This is a genomic window from Rhodococcus sp. 27YEA6 (assembly GCF_044908235.1).
Classification (GTDB): domain Bacteria; phylum Actinomycetota; class Actinomycetes; order Mycobacteriales; family Mycobacteriaceae; genus Rhodococcus_F; species Rhodococcus_F qingshengii.
In genome coordinates, this window is the sequence record NZ_JBIYCY010000009.1 from 57,697 (window position 1) to 73,862 (window position 16,166).

The 16,166-nt window shown below is 61.6% G+C and carries 17 protein-coding genes; 9 read left to right on the top strand and 8 right to left on the bottom strand.

Going from position 1 to position 16,166, the window contains the following annotated elements; genetic code table 11:
- Position 1: 1 nt before the first annotated feature.
- Positions 2 to 805, bottom strand: a complete 804-nt coding sequence (locus ABH939_RS21945) for an AraC family transcriptional regulator (RefSeq protein WP_404650174.1) — start codon at positions 803 to 805, stop codon at positions 2 to 4.
- Here ABH939_RS21945 and ABH939_RS21950 point away from each other — a divergent pair.
- Together ABH939_RS21950 and ABH939_RS21955 are read left to right on the top strand one after the other, a co-directional pair.
- Positions 728 to 895, top strand: coding sequence for a hypothetical protein (locus tag ABH939_RS21950; protein ID WP_275231933.1), 168 nt, complete (start codon positions 728 to 730; stop codon positions 893 to 895). The genes ABH939_RS21945 and ABH939_RS21950 overlap by 78 nt on opposite strands.
- Positions 896 to 1,084: 189 nt before the next feature.
- Positions 1,085 to 1,777 carry an alpha/beta hydrolase gene (locus ABH939_RS21955; protein ID WP_404650132.1) on the top strand — a complete coding sequence of 231 codons (693 nt, stop codon included), beginning with the start codon at positions 1,085 to 1,087 and terminating at the stop codon, positions 1,775 to 1,777.
- A 54-nt stretch (positions 1,778 to 1,831) separates the two neighbouring features.
- Here ABH939_RS21955 and ABH939_RS21960 read toward each other — a convergent pair whose 3' ends face one another.
- Complete coding sequence (locus ABH939_RS21960; protein WP_003942924.1) at positions 1,832 to 2,263, bottom strand: MarR family winged helix-turn-helix transcriptional regulator; 432 nt, start codon at positions 2,261 to 2,263, stop codon at positions 1,832 to 1,834.
- A 146-nt stretch (positions 2,264 to 2,409) separates the two neighbouring features.
- The gene (locus tag ABH939_RS21965; RefSeq protein WP_064074996.1) at positions 2,410 to 3,078 is read right to left on the bottom strand and encodes a DsbA family protein; all 669 of its coding nucleotides are present in this window, start codon (positions 3,076 to 3,078) and stop codon (positions 2,410 to 2,412) included.
- A gap of 140 nt (positions 3,079 to 3,218) precedes the next feature.
- On the opposite strand from ABH939_RS21965, the gene ABH939_RS21970 reads away from it, so the two are divergent.
- The gene (locus ABH939_RS21970) at positions 3,219 to 4,046 is read left to right on the top strand and encodes an AraC family transcriptional regulator (RefSeq protein ID WP_030536057.1); all 828 of its coding nucleotides are present in this window, start codon (positions 3,219 to 3,221) and stop codon (positions 4,044 to 4,046) included.
- On the opposite strand, the gene ABH939_RS21975 is transcribed toward ABH939_RS21970, so the two are convergent.
- Together ABH939_RS21975 and ABH939_RS21980 are read right to left on the bottom strand one after the other, a co-directional pair.
- The gene (locus ABH939_RS21975) at positions 4,033 to 5,028 is read right to left on the bottom strand and encodes an ABC transporter substrate-binding protein (RefSeq protein WP_007730787.1); all 996 of its coding nucleotides are present in this window, start codon (positions 5,026 to 5,028) and stop codon (positions 4,033 to 4,035) included. The two genes, ABH939_RS21970 and ABH939_RS21975, sit on opposite strands and share 14 nt — an antisense overlap.
- A 6-nt stretch (positions 5,029 to 5,034) precedes the next feature.
- Positions 5,035 to 6,429 carry an MFS transporter gene (locus ABH939_RS21980; RefSeq protein WP_404650134.1) on the bottom strand — a complete coding sequence of 465 codons (1,395 nt, stop codon included), beginning with the start codon at positions 6,427 to 6,429 and terminating at the stop codon, positions 5,035 to 5,037.
- A gap of 119 nt (positions 6,430 to 6,548) precedes the next feature.
- Here ABH939_RS21980 and ABH939_RS21985 point away from each other — a divergent pair, with 119 nt between their 5' ends.
- Positions 6,549 to 7,211 (top strand): TetR/AcrR family transcriptional regulator, encoded by a 663-nt coding sequence (locus ABH939_RS21985; RefSeq protein ID WP_003943078.1) that lies wholly within the window; start codon positions 6,549 to 6,551, stop codon positions 7,209 to 7,211.
- Between the two features lie 6 nt (positions 7,212 to 7,217).
- Here the strand turns inward: ABH939_RS21985 and ABH939_RS21990 are convergent, their stop codons facing one another.
- Positions 7,218 to 8,438, bottom strand: coding sequence for an SfnB family sulfur acquisition oxidoreductase (locus tag ABH939_RS21990; RefSeq protein WP_058038329.1), 1,221 nt, complete (start codon positions 8,436 to 8,438; stop codon positions 7,218 to 7,220).
- Between the two features lie 98 nt (positions 8,439 to 8,536).
- Here ABH939_RS21990 and sfnG point away from each other — a divergent pair, with 98 nt between their 5' ends.
- Positions 8,537 to 9,661, top strand: a complete 1,125-nt coding sequence (gene sfnG / locus ABH939_RS21995) for a dimethylsulfone monooxygenase SfnG (RefSeq protein ID WP_007730790.1) — start codon at positions 8,537 to 8,539, stop codon at positions 9,659 to 9,661.
- A 12-nt stretch (positions 9,662 to 9,673) separates the two neighbouring features.
- On the opposite strand, the gene ABH939_RS22000 is transcribed toward sfnG, so the two are convergent.
- Positions 9,674 to 11,200, bottom strand: a complete 1,527-nt coding sequence (locus ABH939_RS22000; RefSeq protein ID WP_404650136.1) for an aldehyde dehydrogenase family protein — start codon at positions 11,198 to 11,200, stop codon at positions 9,674 to 9,676.
- Positions 11,201 to 11,327: 127 nt separating this feature from the next.
- On the opposite strand from ABH939_RS22000, the gene ABH939_RS22005 reads away from it, so the two are divergent.
- The gene (locus ABH939_RS22005; RefSeq protein WP_007730792.1) at positions 11,328 to 12,470 is read left to right on the top strand and encodes an acyl-CoA dehydrogenase family protein; all 1,143 of its coding nucleotides are present in this window, start codon (positions 11,328 to 11,330) and stop codon (positions 12,468 to 12,470) included.
- Between the two features lie 9 nt (positions 12,471 to 12,479).
- A complete protein-coding gene (locus ABH939_RS22010; protein WP_404650137.1) occupies positions 12,480 to 13,172 on the top strand; it encodes a GntR family transcriptional regulator in 693 nt (230 codons plus the stop codon).
- A 10-nt stretch (positions 13,173 to 13,182) separates the two neighbouring features.
- Here the strand turns inward: ABH939_RS22010 and ABH939_RS22015 are convergent, their stop codons facing one another.
- Positions 13,183 to 13,803: a TetR/AcrR family transcriptional regulator gene (locus ABH939_RS22015; RefSeq protein WP_007730794.1), complete on the bottom strand. Its 621-nt coding sequence runs from the start codon at positions 13,801 to 13,803 to the stop codon at positions 13,183 to 13,185.
- Between the two features lie 116 nt (positions 13,804 to 13,919).
- Between ABH939_RS22015 and ABH939_RS22020 the strand changes: the two genes are divergently transcribed.
- Together ABH939_RS22020 and ABH939_RS22025 are read left to right on the top strand one after the other, a co-directional pair.
- A complete protein-coding gene (locus ABH939_RS22020; protein WP_042446353.1) occupies positions 13,920 to 14,789 on the top strand; it encodes an oxygenase MpaB family protein in 870 nt (289 codons plus the stop codon).
- A 104-nt stretch (positions 14,790 to 14,893) separates the two neighbouring features.
- The gene (locus ABH939_RS22025) at positions 14,894 to 16,033 is read left to right on the top strand and encodes a serine hydrolase domain-containing protein (RefSeq protein ID WP_404650138.1); all 1,140 of its coding nucleotides are present in this window, start codon (positions 14,894 to 14,896) and stop codon (positions 16,031 to 16,033) included.
- The last annotated feature ends 133 nt before the right edge of the window (positions 16,034 to 16,166 follow it).

Consider the following 16,166-nt stretch of genomic DNA (forward strand, 5'->3'; position numbering starts at 1 on the left):
GTCAGTGATTGTGGGAGTTGGACTTTCGCCAGTTCAACGGCGAGGCGTCGAATCGTCGACGGAAGGCGCGGCTGAACGCGGCATCGGATTCGTAACCGACAGATATCGCAATGGTTCCGACCGGCTCGGTGGTTTGCACGAGTAGTTCGGCGGCACGGTCGAGTCGGCGCTCGGTGATGTAAGCGCCGGGCGTCTGGCCGACCAGTCGCGAGAAGCGCTCCGCAAAAGACGATCTCGACAGGGTGGACAGCGTCGCCAGTTCGTCGATGGTCCAGTTGCGTGACGGGTCGTTGTGGACGGCCTCGAGGGCCTGCCCGATTCGTGGATCCATTGCTGCGGTCAACCATCCGCCGTTCGATCCGTCCGCTCGAGCCCACGCTCTGAGGATCTGGACGAAGAGAAGGTCGAGAATCCGGGAAACCATCACGGAGGAACCAGGTTTCGGATCGTCCACCTCGGCGCCCAACAGTCGGCTGCTCACATCGAGCCACTCGACCGGGGTCCCTTGTGTCGCGCGCAGTTCGACGAAGTCCGGCAGAACGGACAGCAGTCGCTGCGCTGCGACGTCGTCGAGTGTGAAAGTACCGAAAAGCCAACATGTTTCGTTTTTCGGGGGCATCGGCATCGCATTCTCGATCGTATGAGCATGCCCATGGGGTAGCAGTACGAGTTCCCCGGGGCCGAGTTCGATCGGGGCTTTGCCCTGCGTTCTGATCACGATGTCACCGTGCTCGGCAATGTGAAGTGCTCGCACCCCCGTGGGTACCTCCACGGTGAAGTTCTCGCCATGGACGCAGCGATGAATCTGATCACCGCGAAGGTGGACGACTTCGAGAACGTGCGAGAGGGTGTCCCGGGTTCGAGTCTCGTCGGTGGTGGGTACGTACCGCTGTGATGATGTTGTCCTCATGGATCGATCACTCCGATGTCTCGAGCATTCGGCGTTTCTGCACAAAAACTTGGCAATCTGGTCATGGTTATTGATCCAGGATCCCCTTAACGTGGGTAACAGGCAAGGTCTGGGTTTCGAAGGCTTGCCGATCGTCGGAGTATTCGTCGCACTGCGTATCTGGAGGAGTTGGTCATGACAGAGAAGGTAAACATCGTTCTGGTGCATGGAGCCTGGGGAGACGGTTCTCATTGGCGTCACGTCATACCCACCCTGCACAACGCCGGGCATCGAGTGGTTGCGGTCCAGAATCCACTTACTTCGCTCGCCGACGACGTGGACCGGACCAGGAAGTTGGCCGAATCGATGGACGGCCCGACCCTGCTGGTCGGACACTCGTACGGCGGCGCGGTGATCACAGGCGCGGGTCATGCGGAAAACGTTGTGGGACTGGTATATATCGCTGCCTTCGCGCCGGACGAGGGTGACAGCCTGGGAAGTATCTTCGCCCGCACGGATCAGCCGGCGGGCGCGGCGAACATCGCGCCGGACGCCGAGGGCTTCTTGTGGATCGCCCCGGACAAGTTTCAGGAGAGTTTCAGTCAGGATCTCGACGACACGGAAGCATTGGTCATGGCGCTGACGCAGAAACCCATTGCGGGTCAGTGCTTCTCGGACCCGTCAGGGCCGCCGGCATGGCGTGGGAAGCCCAGTTGGTATCAGGTTTCAGGGCAGGACCGAATGATTCCGCCGGAAACCGAGCGATGGATGGCAGAGCGTATCGGTGCCCGCGAGATCGAGGAACTCGACGCAGGCCATGCATCCTTGGCGTCCCACCCGCACGAGGTCACCCAGTTGATCCTGCGTGCTGCTGCAGATTTGTCGTGACGGCGTAAATCGTCCGGCTGTTCGAGTGGGCTGCCCATCACGACTAATTTGTCGTCAGTCCTCGGAACTGCCCAGTCGGTGAAGCAGCGCTGTCAGCGTGGTGATGTCGTCCGTATCCCATTTCGCGAGTCGGGCGCGCCAGCGATCTATCTGGTGATTGCGGATGGTCGTGAGCTTCGTTCGCGCCTCAGGGGTCAGAGCTACCAACTTGGCGCGAGCGTCGTCGGGATCGGGGATTCGTTCCACCAGGCCGAGTCGAGCTGCGGCGTCGATTTGCCTGGTCAAGGTGGACTTCTCGATATCGAGGGTGCAGATCAGGTCGGACATCCGCACCGCATCCGAACGGTTCAGGATGACCAGAACCGGGTAGAGCGCCGGATCGAGTTTGGGATGAATTGCGCGCGCATAGGTGCGCGCCTGGGCGCGTCCTCGTTGCCACATGTCGGCAAGTTCCATCTCCAGGCCCGTGATCGGATCTGAAACCACTGTCGTTTCCCCTTTGGTGCGATTCGTTCGGTGTTCATCAAACCAGAAGGGGGGCCGAAGTGATTTGGGTGAAGTCACGCTGAGCGAAAGGTACGTTCGGCGTACTGAAGGCGCCGGGCGTACCTTTCGCTCGCAAGGTGGGTGGGTCAAGCCACCGCATACGCCCGCACACACGTGTTCAGGTCGCGGGTGAGATCGGCCGCGGTACTGGTCGGAGAACCGAATTTCACGACGGACCCGTCGCTCCCGTGGAACAACAGCGTCGGAAACGAAGTGGCGCCGAGCCTGCGTGCTCGGACGAAATCAGCGCGGGCGGCATCCTTCGAGGCGGCGGTGAACAGGGAAGACACCGCGGCAGATGGGTCGAGTTCGAGGGATTCCGCGATGGATCGGTATGTCTCGGGATCGGAAAGGCTGCGCCCGTCTCGGTAGAACGCGATCTGCATGGCCTCCGCGATGTCGAGGGCGCGTGTCGGATCTTGCGCGCGCAGTGCGGCGAGTCCGATCGCTGCATCCGTCGAATCCATGACGAACCGCCCATCAGTCACCAGTTGTGAATATCCGTCACCGAAGACAGCGCCGGTCTGGGCGGCGATGGTGGCGTTGGCTGATTTCAGGTACGGAGCCGAAGACATGGGCGCGACGCGCTCACCGGTGAACAGTCCGCCGCTGACCACGGACAAGTCGACGGAATCGGCATTTTGACGGACGAACTCCGTCAACGCAGGGCCGAAGCCGAAACACCACCCGCAATAGGCGTCGAAGACGTAGGTGAGTTGCGTCTTGCCTGCTGTTTCCGAGCGTGATGTCTGCACTGGAAGATTCCTATCCGAGCGTGAACTGATTGATACCCTGACGGTATGTCGCATTCGGGTATTCGGTCACGGTGAAGATGAGTCCCGGACTAGTGAAAAACAGACAAGTACCCGTCCGGGACGTCGGGTACGCATCGTCGGTGGCTGACGCGACCGAGATCGAAGTACTCAGCCTGGACACCATTCGCATCAACGGGGGAAGCGCAGAGTTCGTCGGCCCCCAACGTCCGCAATTTCACTTGCTCGCGCTGGTGACCGAGGGCTCGGCGCTACACACCATCGACTTCGTGAACTACGCGGTGAGCCCGGGGACCGTGTTCTGGGTCAGACCGGGGCAGGTGCAACAGTGGGGGCGAATCCAGGACTTCGAGGCGACGGTTGTTCTGTTCACACCCTCGTCGCTCGATGCCGTCAGCCAGCAGTTGTTGGACGGGAACGCTCGCAGTCGGCAGGCAGCGTGGCAGTTGTCCGGCGAGAACCTCGAGACCATCAGCACGGGTATGAAACACCTGAACCTGAACTACGGCTGCCCGGATACTTCCGCGCCGGTCGTTCGCGCGGCCATTCTGCGGCACACGCTGACAGCAATTCTGTTGAAACTGACCCATCTCGGTGGACAGGAACAGAGTTCCGTGCTGGCGCACAATGACGTGTTCGAAAGGTTTCATGCCGTTGTCGAACGTGACTTCGCCACGGTCCGTTCGGTTTCGGAGTACGCCAACAAGATCGGGTACTCCGAGAAGACTGTGCTGCGGGCCACCCGAGCCGCTGCCGGGATGACGGCAAAGCAGTACATCGATCAGCGTGTGGTTCTCGAAGCGAAACGTCTGCTGTCTTTCGGCACGGACACGGTCACCCAGGTGGCGTCGAAGTTGGGGTTCGACGATTCTGCGAACTTCACGAAGTTCTTCGCCACCCGGGTGGGTGTTTCTCCGCTGACCTTCCGTCAGGACGTCAGAGCGCGCTGAATGCCGCCCATCGCGCGTCGGCGCTGTCGAGGGTTCCGATACTGTTCTGCCCCTTGCCATGTGCGATGCCGTCCAGATCCTGGATGATCCAGTAGATGGCAAAAGGATGGCTGCCGAACCAGAGATCACCGCTGACGTCCAGAGCGTGCGCCGGATCGGGTGTCAGGTTGTCGAACAGTGGAGTGTTTCGCACGATGGATGCGTCGTACTGCTGCCCGGAAAGTACGGCGACGGTCTGCGCCGCATGCTCGGGTAGGAGTTCCGGCGAGACGGGGGAAATCGTGCCGGTGTCTTGATTGTTGGTCGCGTTGACTTCCGATGCCGGCCTGGTGAATCCGGCCTCGGTGACCAGTGTGGAGATGGGAGTGGTCGGTGGCACGGTGAACAGGTTTCCGCTGTAGCCGAGAAGGATCGCAAGGCTCTGGCCGGCAGCCGCGGACTTGACGCCTTCGAGGCCGGATTCCAGCTTTCCGATCATGGCGGTAGCTTCGCTGCCTCGATCGAGCTGTGCCCCAGCGTGTTCGAGCACATCACGCCACGGCGCCGAGTACGGGAGGACCAAGGTTGGCGCCACGGAATTGATCTGCGCGAACAGGCTCGGTAGTGGACCGGCATTGCTCATCAAGATCTCGTCGGGTTCGACGGACGCGATCTCCTCGACGGCGGGGTTGGCGAAGAAAGTCGGCTTGTCGAGAACTTCGACGCCCTGCTCGCGCAGAATCGACTTGGCGACGTCCGATCGCAGGGTGCTGTAGACGACGGTGGGCTTCACGCCGAGTGCGAGTGCACTCAACCCCGCGTACTCGTCGAGCGCGAGAATGCGCTGCGGTGAGGCCGGAACTTCGACGGTGCCGAGTTCGTGGGTGACGGAGCGAGTTGCAGAGGCGGTGTCGGACTCGGCGGAGCTGCTGCACGCGCTTGCGCCGGCGACGGTCAGGAGAAGCGCCGAGACGATGCCGAATGCGGTTCGGGTGGTGAACATCTGAGGTCAACGATCCATTCGTGGGAAGAAGAAGGACAGGAGGGTACCGGCCAGCAGTAGGCCGGAGCAGACGAAGAGGGCCTGGGAGTATCCGGAAACCAGTGCTTCGGTCGGCGCGCTGTCCGAACGTGCCGTCGAGGAAGCGGCGACGCTCACGAGAACGGCTAGTCCGAGTGAACCGCCGATCTGACGCGATGTACTCAGTAGCCCGGATGCCATGCCGACTTCTTCGGGGGGAGCGTCGGCGGTGGCGACGTTACTGAGCGGCATGAACGACAGACCGATGCCGATGCTCGCCAGAAGCGAAGGCACCAGGATGACGGCCCAGAAGGGACTGTCGAGGTTCATGGTCGAAAACATGAAAGTTCCGATTGCGGCGACTGCTGTCCCGACTACGAGCAGCGGTCGAACTCCGTAGCGCGGAAGGAGTTTGGTGGACCCGAGGATGCCGATCACCAGGCCGAAGCAGAAGGGCAGGAAAGCCAGACCGGTGGTGGTCGGTGAATAGCCCAGCCCGCGTTGCAGGAAGAGTGAGACGAAGAAGAACGCGCTGAACTGTGCCGCGCACACCAGGCACATGATGGCGTTGGCCAGTCCGATTCGGGGTCGAAGCAGGGTGGACAGTCGTACCAGTGGTGTGGCGCAGCGGCTTTCGACCACAACGAACGCAGTGAGCAGCGCGATCGTGAGCGCGAATCCACCCAGCACGTAACCCGAAGTCCAGGAATGTGATTCCGTGGCGATCACTGTGCCGACAAGGGCGGTGATTCCGGCCGTCGCCAAGATGGCTCCGGGGAGATCGAGGGAGCCGCCTCTGGCGGCTTGGCCGGCCGGCAGGCCACGGGCACCGGCAACTGCGGCGATCAGGGCCACTGGTGCGCCGGCGAACATCACCCATCGCCAACTGAGCCCTTCGGTCAAAATGCCGCTCAGGACGACACCGAGTGCGCCGCCCAGTGCTGACGACATTGCGCCGATGCCGAATGCCTTGGCCCTGGCGCGTCCGGTGGGAAAGGCCTGACTGAGTGCGGCGAGCCCGGCTGGCGCGATCAGTGCAGCGCCGACGCCTTGAAGCGCCCGAGTTCCGACAAGCATTTCGGCGGACACGGAGAAGGTGCCGACGATGCTGACGAGGGCGAACAGCAGAAGCCCGGAAACCAGAACTCGACGAGTGCCCATCACGTCGCACAGACGACCGCCGAGAAGCAGCAGTCCGCCGAAGGCGAGGGCGTACGCGTTGACGACCCAGGACAACCCGGCGTCGGAAAAGTTCAGCGATTCCTGAATGTCGGGCAGTGCGACGTTGATGACCGACATGTCGAAGGCCACCAGGAACTGCGCTGCCGCGGCGGCTGTGAGGACCAGAGCCGGTGCGGCTACCGCTCGAGTTGTTGTTGTCATTGCAGGTACCTAATTTGTATACGCGTTCTCATAAGTAGTTAGGTTTACCTTGCTGGCGACTGAGATGCAAGGGGTTCCCCGGGCGAGAGCGTCGTAGCAGGGGCGCGCACAATCGACGGATGGCCGAAAAGATGGAACCGAGATCACCGCGGCTCGGACGTCCCCCGACGATCACGTCGGAGCAGATAGTCGACGAGGCGAAACGGCAGCTTCAGACCGGCGGCGCCGACGCGTTGAGCATGCGCGCGTTGGCGAAGTCGCTCGGCACCACGCCGATGGCGCTGTACCGGCACGTGGGCGACAAGGAACAGCTGATCAGCGCGGTGCTCGATGTGTACTCACAAGATCTCGGCGCGCTGGTCCTGCCGCAGGATCAGGTCGAACGGCTTCGCACGATCTTCACCGCGATCTTCGAAAAGCTGGCGTCGGAGCGCTGGATCATCGAGTTGCTTCAGCGCGGTGGCCGTGGTGGGAGCGGCGCTGTGGTCTTGGTCGATCGGGCGATGGCCGCGTGTGTCGAACTCGGTATGTCACCTCGTCGCGCACTGTTGGTCTATCGAGCGCTGTGGAACTACACACTCGGCGCATTGCTCAACATCTACGACACCACTACGCGACCGGAAGGCAGCGTGTCACCTCTCGCGGTCAAGATCCGAGAAATCGGGCCCGAGAAACTGCCGGTGCTCAGTGAGGTGCTCGAGGACTGGCCGGGAGGGACGACGACTGAGAGCTACTTGGAAGGACTGGAAGTCTTGATCAGCGGATATATGAACTCCGACTGAGTGTGTTCACAGCAGCCCGTGCCGCGGTGGGATTGTCCCGGACAGTGTCCACCGGCCGATGTGCTGGACCTTCCACCTCGTCGGATCGTGCAGGGTGTGCGTGCGCGCGTCACGCCAGAACCGCGAGAGGTTCGCCGATTCGCCTGCGCTTCTGGTGCCACCGATCTCGAACAGCGTGCTCGTGGCCGCCAATGACGCCCTGGCGCCGACCACTTTGGCAGTTGCAGCGTCGATGGATGCTCGGGCCGTGGAGTCCTCGGTGGGATCACGACGCGCCACGTCGATCGATCGCGCTGCTTCCGCCAAGAGGGATCTGGCAGCGCGAACCTCGATTGCCGCTTCGCCGGCGAGTTGAACGAGCAGTGGATCCTCCACCGCTGTATCGACTTTCGCCTCGAAGAAGGGACGCGCCTTTGCTGCGAGTTTCACGGATTCACGCAGTGCAGCCGACGCGATGCCGGTGTCGATCGCGGCGTGCAGGATCTGGGCCTGTGCTCCGTAGGTGGTCGGGTGAGTGAAGAGCGACGTGAATGGTACGACATTGAACCGCGGCACCGAAACGGATTCCAGGGTCACAGTTCCGCTTGCAGTTGTCTTCTGTCCCATGCCGTCCCAGTCGTCGACGATCGACAGTCCGGGAGTATTCCGGGGTAGGTAGACCGCGGATTTCACCTGTGCGCCGGTCTCGGTGAATTGATCCGCATTGGCGGCACGCACCACGATCCAATCTGCGAAAAGCGCTCCTGTGCAATAGAATTTTCGACCTTCGAGCACAAAGTCTTCCCCGTCGGGGGTGAGAGTGGTGCCGTCGATGTCGATGGTCTTGTTGCCGCGCTCGCTCTGGGCGTTGGCGAACTGCTTGCCCGACAATGCTTCGGCGTAGAAGAACTGCTTCTGCTCGTTAGACCCCTGGTACCGGAGCGCTTCCAGGAAAGTGAAGTGGCTGTGCGGAATCTGCGCGATGCTGGGATCGCCCTCGGCGAGTAGGCGGAAGACCTCGGCCAACGTCTCGGTGCTTGCGTCGATGCCACCGAACTCCTTCGGCACCGAGAGTCCGAGCAAGCCGGACCGCGCCAGGGTGCGAACCTCGTCGTGGGGAAGGAGGCGCTGCGCATCGCGGACTCCGGCACCTGCCGCGAACTCGTCGGACAGCTGTGACGCCACCGAGAGCGCCTCGTCCTCGCTGGTGATGCGGTGCGCGATCTCCTGAATGTCCACAGCAGTCATGCTGCCACCGTTTCACAGTCGCAGCACCCACCCAACACTTACAACCTGTGTGATCGCTACCCTGGAAACCACTGGGAACTGCATGTTTGCTGGGTTTCATGTCTACTGAACGTATCGCCGACGAGATCAAGTTCGCCTACTGGGTGCCCAATGTCAGTGGTGGTCTGGTCACCTCCGACATCGAGCAGCGGACCAGCTGGGACTACGAGTACAACAAGAAGCTGGCACAGACCGCCGAGAACAACGGCTTCGAGTATGCCCTGAGCCAGGTACGTTACGAGGCGAGCTACGGGGCCGAATTCCAGCACGAATCCACGAGCTTCAGCCTTGCGCTTCTCCTGGCCACCGAGAAGCTCAAGGTGATCGCCGCGGTGCATCCGGGACTCTGGCAGCCGGCCGTGTTGGCGAAACTGGGCGCTACCGCCGATCACTTGTCGAACGGTCGTTTTGCCGTCAACGTCGTCAGTGGTTGGTTCAAGGACGAGTTCACACATCTAGGCGAGCCGTGGCTCGAGCACGACGAGCGTTATCGGCGTAGCGCCGAGTTCCTTCAGGTTCTTCGGAAGATCTGGACGGAGGACGACGTCGATTTCCGCGGCGACTTCTACCGCATCCACGACTTCACGTTGAAGCCGAAGCCTCTCAACACTCCGGAGCGCCCCAATCCCGAACTGTTCCAAGGTGGTAACTCGGCGGCAGCCCGTGAGAACGCGGGCCGGTATTCGGATTGGTACTTCAGTAACGGCAAGGACTACGACGGCGTCACCGAACAGTTGGTCGACGTTCGCCGTGTTGCTCGTGAGAACGATCGGGAGGTCAAGTTCGGGCTCAACGGATTCATCATCGCCCGCGACACCGAGGCGGAAGCAAAGGACACACTGCGCGAGATCATCGCCAAGGCCAACCGCCCTGCGGTCGAGGGATTCAAGAATGCAGTCCAACAGGCCGGCGCATCGACCGCGTCCAAGGACGGGATGTGGGCGGATTCGACGTTCGAGGACTTGGTTCAGTACAACGACGGTTTCCGCTCGCAACTGATCGGCACGCCGGAACAAATCGCGCATCGGATCGTCGAATATCGCCGTCGCGGTGTCGATCTGATTCTCGGCGGATTCCTGCATTTCCAGGAGGAGATCGAATACTTCGGGGCCAAGGTGCTTCCGCTGGTTCGTGAACTCGAAGCAGCCGACAGCGACGAGCAGGTGCTCGTCACCGCCGGCTGATCGCCTGATCTCTCAGGACTTCGCGTGGCGTTTCGCCAGCATCCAACGTGAGATCTTCATGTCCCTGGCTTTTCGCTCGATGGTCAGCAGGTCCAGTGGAGCGCTGAACTTCTGAACGGCCAGTGATTTCACACTGCTGAACTCACGCAGCCCATCGGCTCCGTGGATACGGCCGAATCCGGAATCGCCGACCCCGCCGAACGGCAGGGCGGCGATTCCGGCGAAACCGAGAACCGAATTAACCGTGACGACACCGCAGTCGAGCTTCTCGGCAATCGTTCGGCCCTTCGACGAACTCTTGGTGAACACCGAGGCGCCCAAGCCGTACTTCGACGCATTGGCGCGCTCGATCCCCTCGTTCATGTCGGCGACCTTGTTCACCACGACGCTCGGGCCGAACGTCTCCTCGGTGATCGCCGTGGAATCCTCCGGAACATCCGTCAGGATGATCGGATCGATGAACGGACCGTTGAACGAATCAAGTCCGCCGAGTACAGCTTTCGCGCCGCGACTGAGAGCGTCTTCGATCTGGCCCCGGACTATCCCAGTCTGCTTTCCCAGCGTCATCGGCCCGTAGGTCGAGCTGTCGGTGGCGCCGGCGTGGGCGTCTCGTAGCGCGGCGGTGAGCTTGGACAGGAAGGCGTCGTACACGGGCGCTGCGACGTAGATTCGTTCGACGCCGGCACAGGTTTGTCCGCCGTTGCCCACTGCCCCGAATGCCGCGAAGCTCACGGCCGCATCGAGGTTGGCGTCGGAGTCCACCAGCATGGCGTCCTTGCCGCCGCATTCGGCGACCAGGGGGGTGAGGGTGTCCGCGCAGGCGGCCATTACGCGCTTTGCGGTAGCGGTCGAACCGGTGAATGCGATCTTGTCGACACCGGACGAACACAGAAGTGCACCGGTTTTTCCGTCACCGGTAATGGTCTGCAGGACAGGGTGTCCGGGTGCGGCGATGTTCCACAGCCGGGCCAATTCGACGCCGACGCCTGGTGAGAGTTCGCTCGGTTTGAACACGACGGCGTTACCGGCGGCCAGTGCGTAGCCGATCGACCCCATCGGTGTGTACAGCGGATAGTTCCAGGGGCCGATCACGCCGACGACGCCCATCGGCCGGTAGCCAACGGATGCAGACTGGTTGGCGCTGATCAGTCCTGCACCGACGCGTCTGCGGCGCAACACTTTCTGTGCGTTGCGTGCCGCCCAGTCGAGATGTTCGACGGCCAGCATGACTTCGAGTAGTGCGTCGTCGCTGGGTTTTCCGGTCTCGGCGGAAATGATCGCCGCCATCGATTCGGCGTGAGTGGCGATCGCGGCGCGGAAATTGCCGAGCACCTTCCGGCGGCCTTGGAATCCGAGTTGATCCCACCACTTCGACGCCGTGCGTGCTGCGGCGACCGCTTTCTCGATCTCTCGCTGGTCTGCAATGGGGTGCTGCGCGACCACGGAATCGTTGCGAGGGTCGAGGCTCGCGAAAGTGTGATCGTCCGATCTCGGATCTGTCGACGTGGACGTGCTCTGGCGGCCGAGCTGTTCTGTCATGTTCTTCAGATCCTCCACATGTCGGTGCATCACATATATGTGATGTGATTTACTGTGCTGGTAGTCACAGTATGCGTCGGACCGAGCTCCGACAAGCCTCCAGCCTCATCTCACTCGGGAGTTTTCGATGTACATGGATTTCACGCAGGAGCAGTCTGATTTCGCCAAGTCGGTAGCGTCGTTCTGCAAGAAGGAAAGTGGTACCCGTGAGCAGCGAGACCTGCTGACCGATCATGGCGCCCATAACCACAACCAGGCGTTCTACGAGAAGATGGCGGAATTGGGATGGCTCGGGCTGACTGTCCCGGAGGAATACGGCGGATCCGCCGGAAGCACGGTCGACCTGTGCATCTTTCTGGAGGAAGCCGCCAAGGGCATGGCGCCGATCGGTGGACTCGGCCCGACCGTCATCACCGGGGCTGCATACGAGAAGTTCGGCAGTCCGGCCCAGAAGGAGGCAGTGCTCGGCGGGATCGTCCGTGGCGCGTCTCAGTCGATCTCGATGTCCGAACCCGAAGCGGGCTCCGACGTGGGAAATCTGAGTTGCCGCGCCGAGAAGGTCGACGGTGGGTGGCTGATCAACGGCCAGAAGACGTGGTGCTCCAACGCGCACTTCGCCGAGAACATCCTTCTGGTGGCTCGCACATCCCGAGGTGAAGGCAAGCATGAGGGCCTGACGATGTTCCATGTCCCGGCCGACATCTCCGGATTGAAGATCAGTGGAATCGACACCATGGGCGGCAAGGAGGTCAACGATCTCTACTTCACCGACACATTCCTGCCCGAGGACGCGGTGGTTGGCGAAGTCGGCAACGGCTGGCGTCAACTCATGGCCGGACTCAACATCGAACGCCTCATCCTCGCGGCGATGATGCTCGGGACCGCGCAGCGCGCTTTCGACGACACCCTCGAATTCGTCACCACGCGTAAGCAGTTCGGCCGTCCGGTCGGATCGTTTCAGGCGCTTCGCCACCGGATCGCGGATCTCGCCACGGAGATCGAATGCGGCCGTCTGCTGGTCTACAGCGTGGCCCGAATGGTCGACGCCAACCCGACCAAGATGTTCCCGCGGGAAGCGTCGATGGCCAAGCTCAAGCTGACCGAGACCGCCAAGAAGGTCGCGCTCGAGGGGATGCAGATGATGGGTGGGTACGGTTACGCGACTGAGTTCGACATGGAGCACCATGTGCGAAAGACTCTTGTGTCCTCCATTTATGGTGGTACCAACGAGATTCAGCGAGACATCATCGGCAAAACGTACGGACTGTGAGGATCGGTTGTGGCAACGTCTGCACGCACTCGGAGAGCGACATCTGAGCTGAGGAGACGGCCACAGTTGTCGGAGGACGTGGCCAACCACGTTCGCAACCTGATCATGTCCGGCTCGGTCCGTCCGGGCGAGTTCGTCAGGCTGGACGAAACCGCGGCCGACCTCGGGGTCAGCGTCACGCCGGTGCGAGAAGCCCTCGTCGCATTACGCGGCGAGGGGATGGTCGAGTTGGTTCCGCATCGCGGCTATCTCGTCTCGCCCCTCAGTCGCCAGGACATCGAAGACATCTTCTGGTTGCAGGGGCAGATCGCGGTCAAGCTGGCGTTGCGGGCGATTGACAGAATCACCGCTGATCAACTCGCGGAACTCACGGAACTCAATGCCGATTTGCGAGCGGCGGTCGACGCTTCGGATGCAGCTGCGATCGAGCAGTGCGAATTCGAGTTCCATCGCCTGATCAATCGCGCTGCGGGTGGTGCGAAGTTGGCATGGTTCCTGTTCGGCGCGATTCGGTACACCCCTGCTCGTCTCTACGCGACGGATCCAGGCTGGGGTGAGCTTGCGGTATCGAGCCACGATGCTTTGATCGCGGCGTTCGAGAAGCACGATCGAGAACAGGTGGACGCGCAGATGAGTCTGCAGTTCTCCGACGGCGCTGCTCGACTTCTCGCTCACCTCGACAACATCGGGATCTGGGACTGAATGCAGGAGCTCAAGACGGCGGCAGGGCGGGTGCGAGCAGGATCGCCGCACATTCGGCGACCAGTTCTTCTTCCGTCACGTCGATGTACCCGTCGAGCCATGCACTGAGGGTCTGCGCCAGGCCGCCGACCAGGAACGTGGCCGTCAGGGTCAGATGACCGCTGTCGTTCAATCGGTAGAAGGTCTTCGCGTTGGCGGCCAGGAGACCGATGAATATCGTCGTCGACGCTTGGCGTTTCTCGGCCAGGACAGGGCTCGTCAGGGCGCTGGAGAACAGTAGACGTCCGCGACGGGGATCGTTCGCGATAGTGCGGACGATGTTCGCGATTCCAGCGAGCGCCTTGCCGCGTTCGGTCTCGGCGGCGTCCACTGCAGCCTGGGTTGAAACGGCGATGTCCGTGATGACGGTGTCGTAGACGGCCGACATCAGAGCATCACGATCGGTGAAGCTCTCGTAGAAGTACCGCGCCGCGACACCGGCCTTCTTGCACACTCCGCGGACCGTCAGTTCGGGCTCGGCGGAGCCCATGAGTTCCAGACCGGCCTCGATCAGCGCCTCCCGTCGTTGGGCTACCCGGAGCGCGCCGTCGACGCCACCGTACGAACGCGGTTGGTCATTCATGAAGACCATCTTTGCATCCCGAGATTGCTTGACATCTCGGCATTTCGGCGTTTCACTCATCTGAGAACATGCGTTCGCAGATATCGACTCGAAGGGGTTCTGCCATGACGGTGAGTAGGGATTCGATGGACGGGCGCGAGGAAGCGGTGGTAGGCGGCATCGGAGCGGTCGGCGTCCAGGCGGTCGACATCGACGCCGAGGTTGAAAAGGCGATGTCCGGGCTCGGACTGTTGGCCGCAGGCGCCAACGTCATCATGCAGTTGGCGCGCCCGGCGGTGGGGTACGGCGTGTATGAGAGCAAGGTCGAGACGGGTCGGTTGGATCGGCATCCGGTGAAGCGAACCCGGACGACGCTGACGTATCTCGCGGTGGCGAGCCTGGCGACGGACGAAGAAAAGAAGCTGTACCGACGCGCAGTCAACGGCTCTCACAAGCACGTTCGCTCCGATGAGAACAGCGCGGTCGAATACAACGCGTTCGATCCCGAACTGCAGTTGTGGGTGGCCGCCTGCCTGTACCGAGGCTTCGAGGACGTCTACAAAATCTTGTACGGGGATCTCGATCCGGTAACCCGGGATGCGTTCTATCAGCGCAGCGCCACGTTCGGTACAACCCTTCAGATGCGACGCGACATGTGGCCGGCGGACCGGGATGCGTTCGAGGTCTACTGGAACGAGAACCTCGACAAGGTGGCGATCGACGAGACGATTCGTGAGCATCTCTACGGGATCGCGTCGGCGACCTTCACTCCGAAGCTGTTGCATCCCGTGGTCGGTCCGCTCAACCGATTTGTCACCACCGGGTTCCTGCCCCAAGCCTTTCGTGACGAAATGCGGCTCCCGTGGTCAGTGCGTCAGCAGCGTAACTTCGATCGATCCATGCGCGTCGCCGCGCTGGTCAATCGGTTCAGTCCGAAGATTCTGCGGATGTTTCCCTACAACTTCTATCTCTGGGATCTGCGTCGGCGCATCGCCAAGGGAATCCCGTTGGTCTGAGCCGACTCTGGCACTTGAAGTGATTGACACCACAGGTGAATCGGACACATACTCAACGTAGTTGAAGTTGACGTCAAGTTTCATCATTCCTGTGGAGGCTGTCAGTGGCGAACATCGAAGGCGTATGTGACCAGCGATTCTCTGGCTTGAAGGAGGCGCTGGCACGCAATCTCGATTCCGGCGAGGACGTCGGGGCAGCGATCGCACTGACGATCGACGGCGAATCCGTCGTCGACATGTGGGGCGGTTGGGTCGACGTCGAGCACACTGCTCCTTGGTCTCGCGACACCGTTACCAATGTCTGGTCCTGCAGCAAGACCGTGACCGCACTGGCCGCGCTCATGCTCGTCGACCGCGGGTTGCTTGATCTCGACGCCCCGGTCGCGCAGTACTGGCCGGAATTCGCAGCAGCGGGCAAGGACCGAATTCGGGTCCGGCAACTGTTGTCGCACACCTCGGGTGTGTCGGGGTGGGATCAACCGTTCACCCTCGAGAACATTTGCGACGACGAATATGCCACCGCCCGGTTGGCGACGCAGGCTCCGTGGTGGGAACCGGGTACGGCATCCGGATACCACGCCCTCAACTATGGCCATCTGATCGGCGAGGTCGTCAGGCGCATCGACGGACGAACCCTCGGTAGCTTCATCGACGAGGAAATCGCCGGCCCGCTCGATGCTGATTTCCGCCTGGGCTTGCCGAAGTCGGAATACGGGCGAGTCTCGAATGTGATTGCGCCACCGCCTTTGCCGATCGACATCGCGGCACTCGGGATGGACAACATCATGGTGAAGACATTCACCGCGCCGCCGGCTGACGCTACAGGTTCGTGGACCGACGGGTGGCGCGCCGCCGAGATCGGTGCGGCCAACGGTCATTCGAATGCGAGGGCACTCGCAAGGATCCAATCGGTGATCGCGTGCGGTGGCAAGGTCGGTGACGTTCGCTTGCTGTCGGAGGAAACGATCGACAAGATCTTCGAGGAGCAGTCGTACGGGGTCGACCTCGTCCTCGGCGTGCCGGTCCGCTTCGGCGTCGGATTCGGATTGCCGACGCCCGAGTCCGTCCCGTTCATTCCGGAGGGGCGAATCTGCTTCTGGGGAGGTTGGGGTGGCTCGCAGATCATCATCGACACCGAGAAGCGCATGACGTTCTCGTACGTGATGAACAAGATGGGGCGGGGTCTGCTCGGTTCCGAGAGATCGGCGCAGTACGTATCGGCGGCCTACGACGCTTTGAGTTGATCGACCGATTCAAATCCGGCAGAACGGTTTTTGTCTGTCGCCGCTGACTATGCTGCCGGATATGCCAGTGTGCTCCGGGGGGAAATCAGCGAGTCCGTTTCGTCGAAGTACGCCCAAAAGTTGCGGAGCTGCA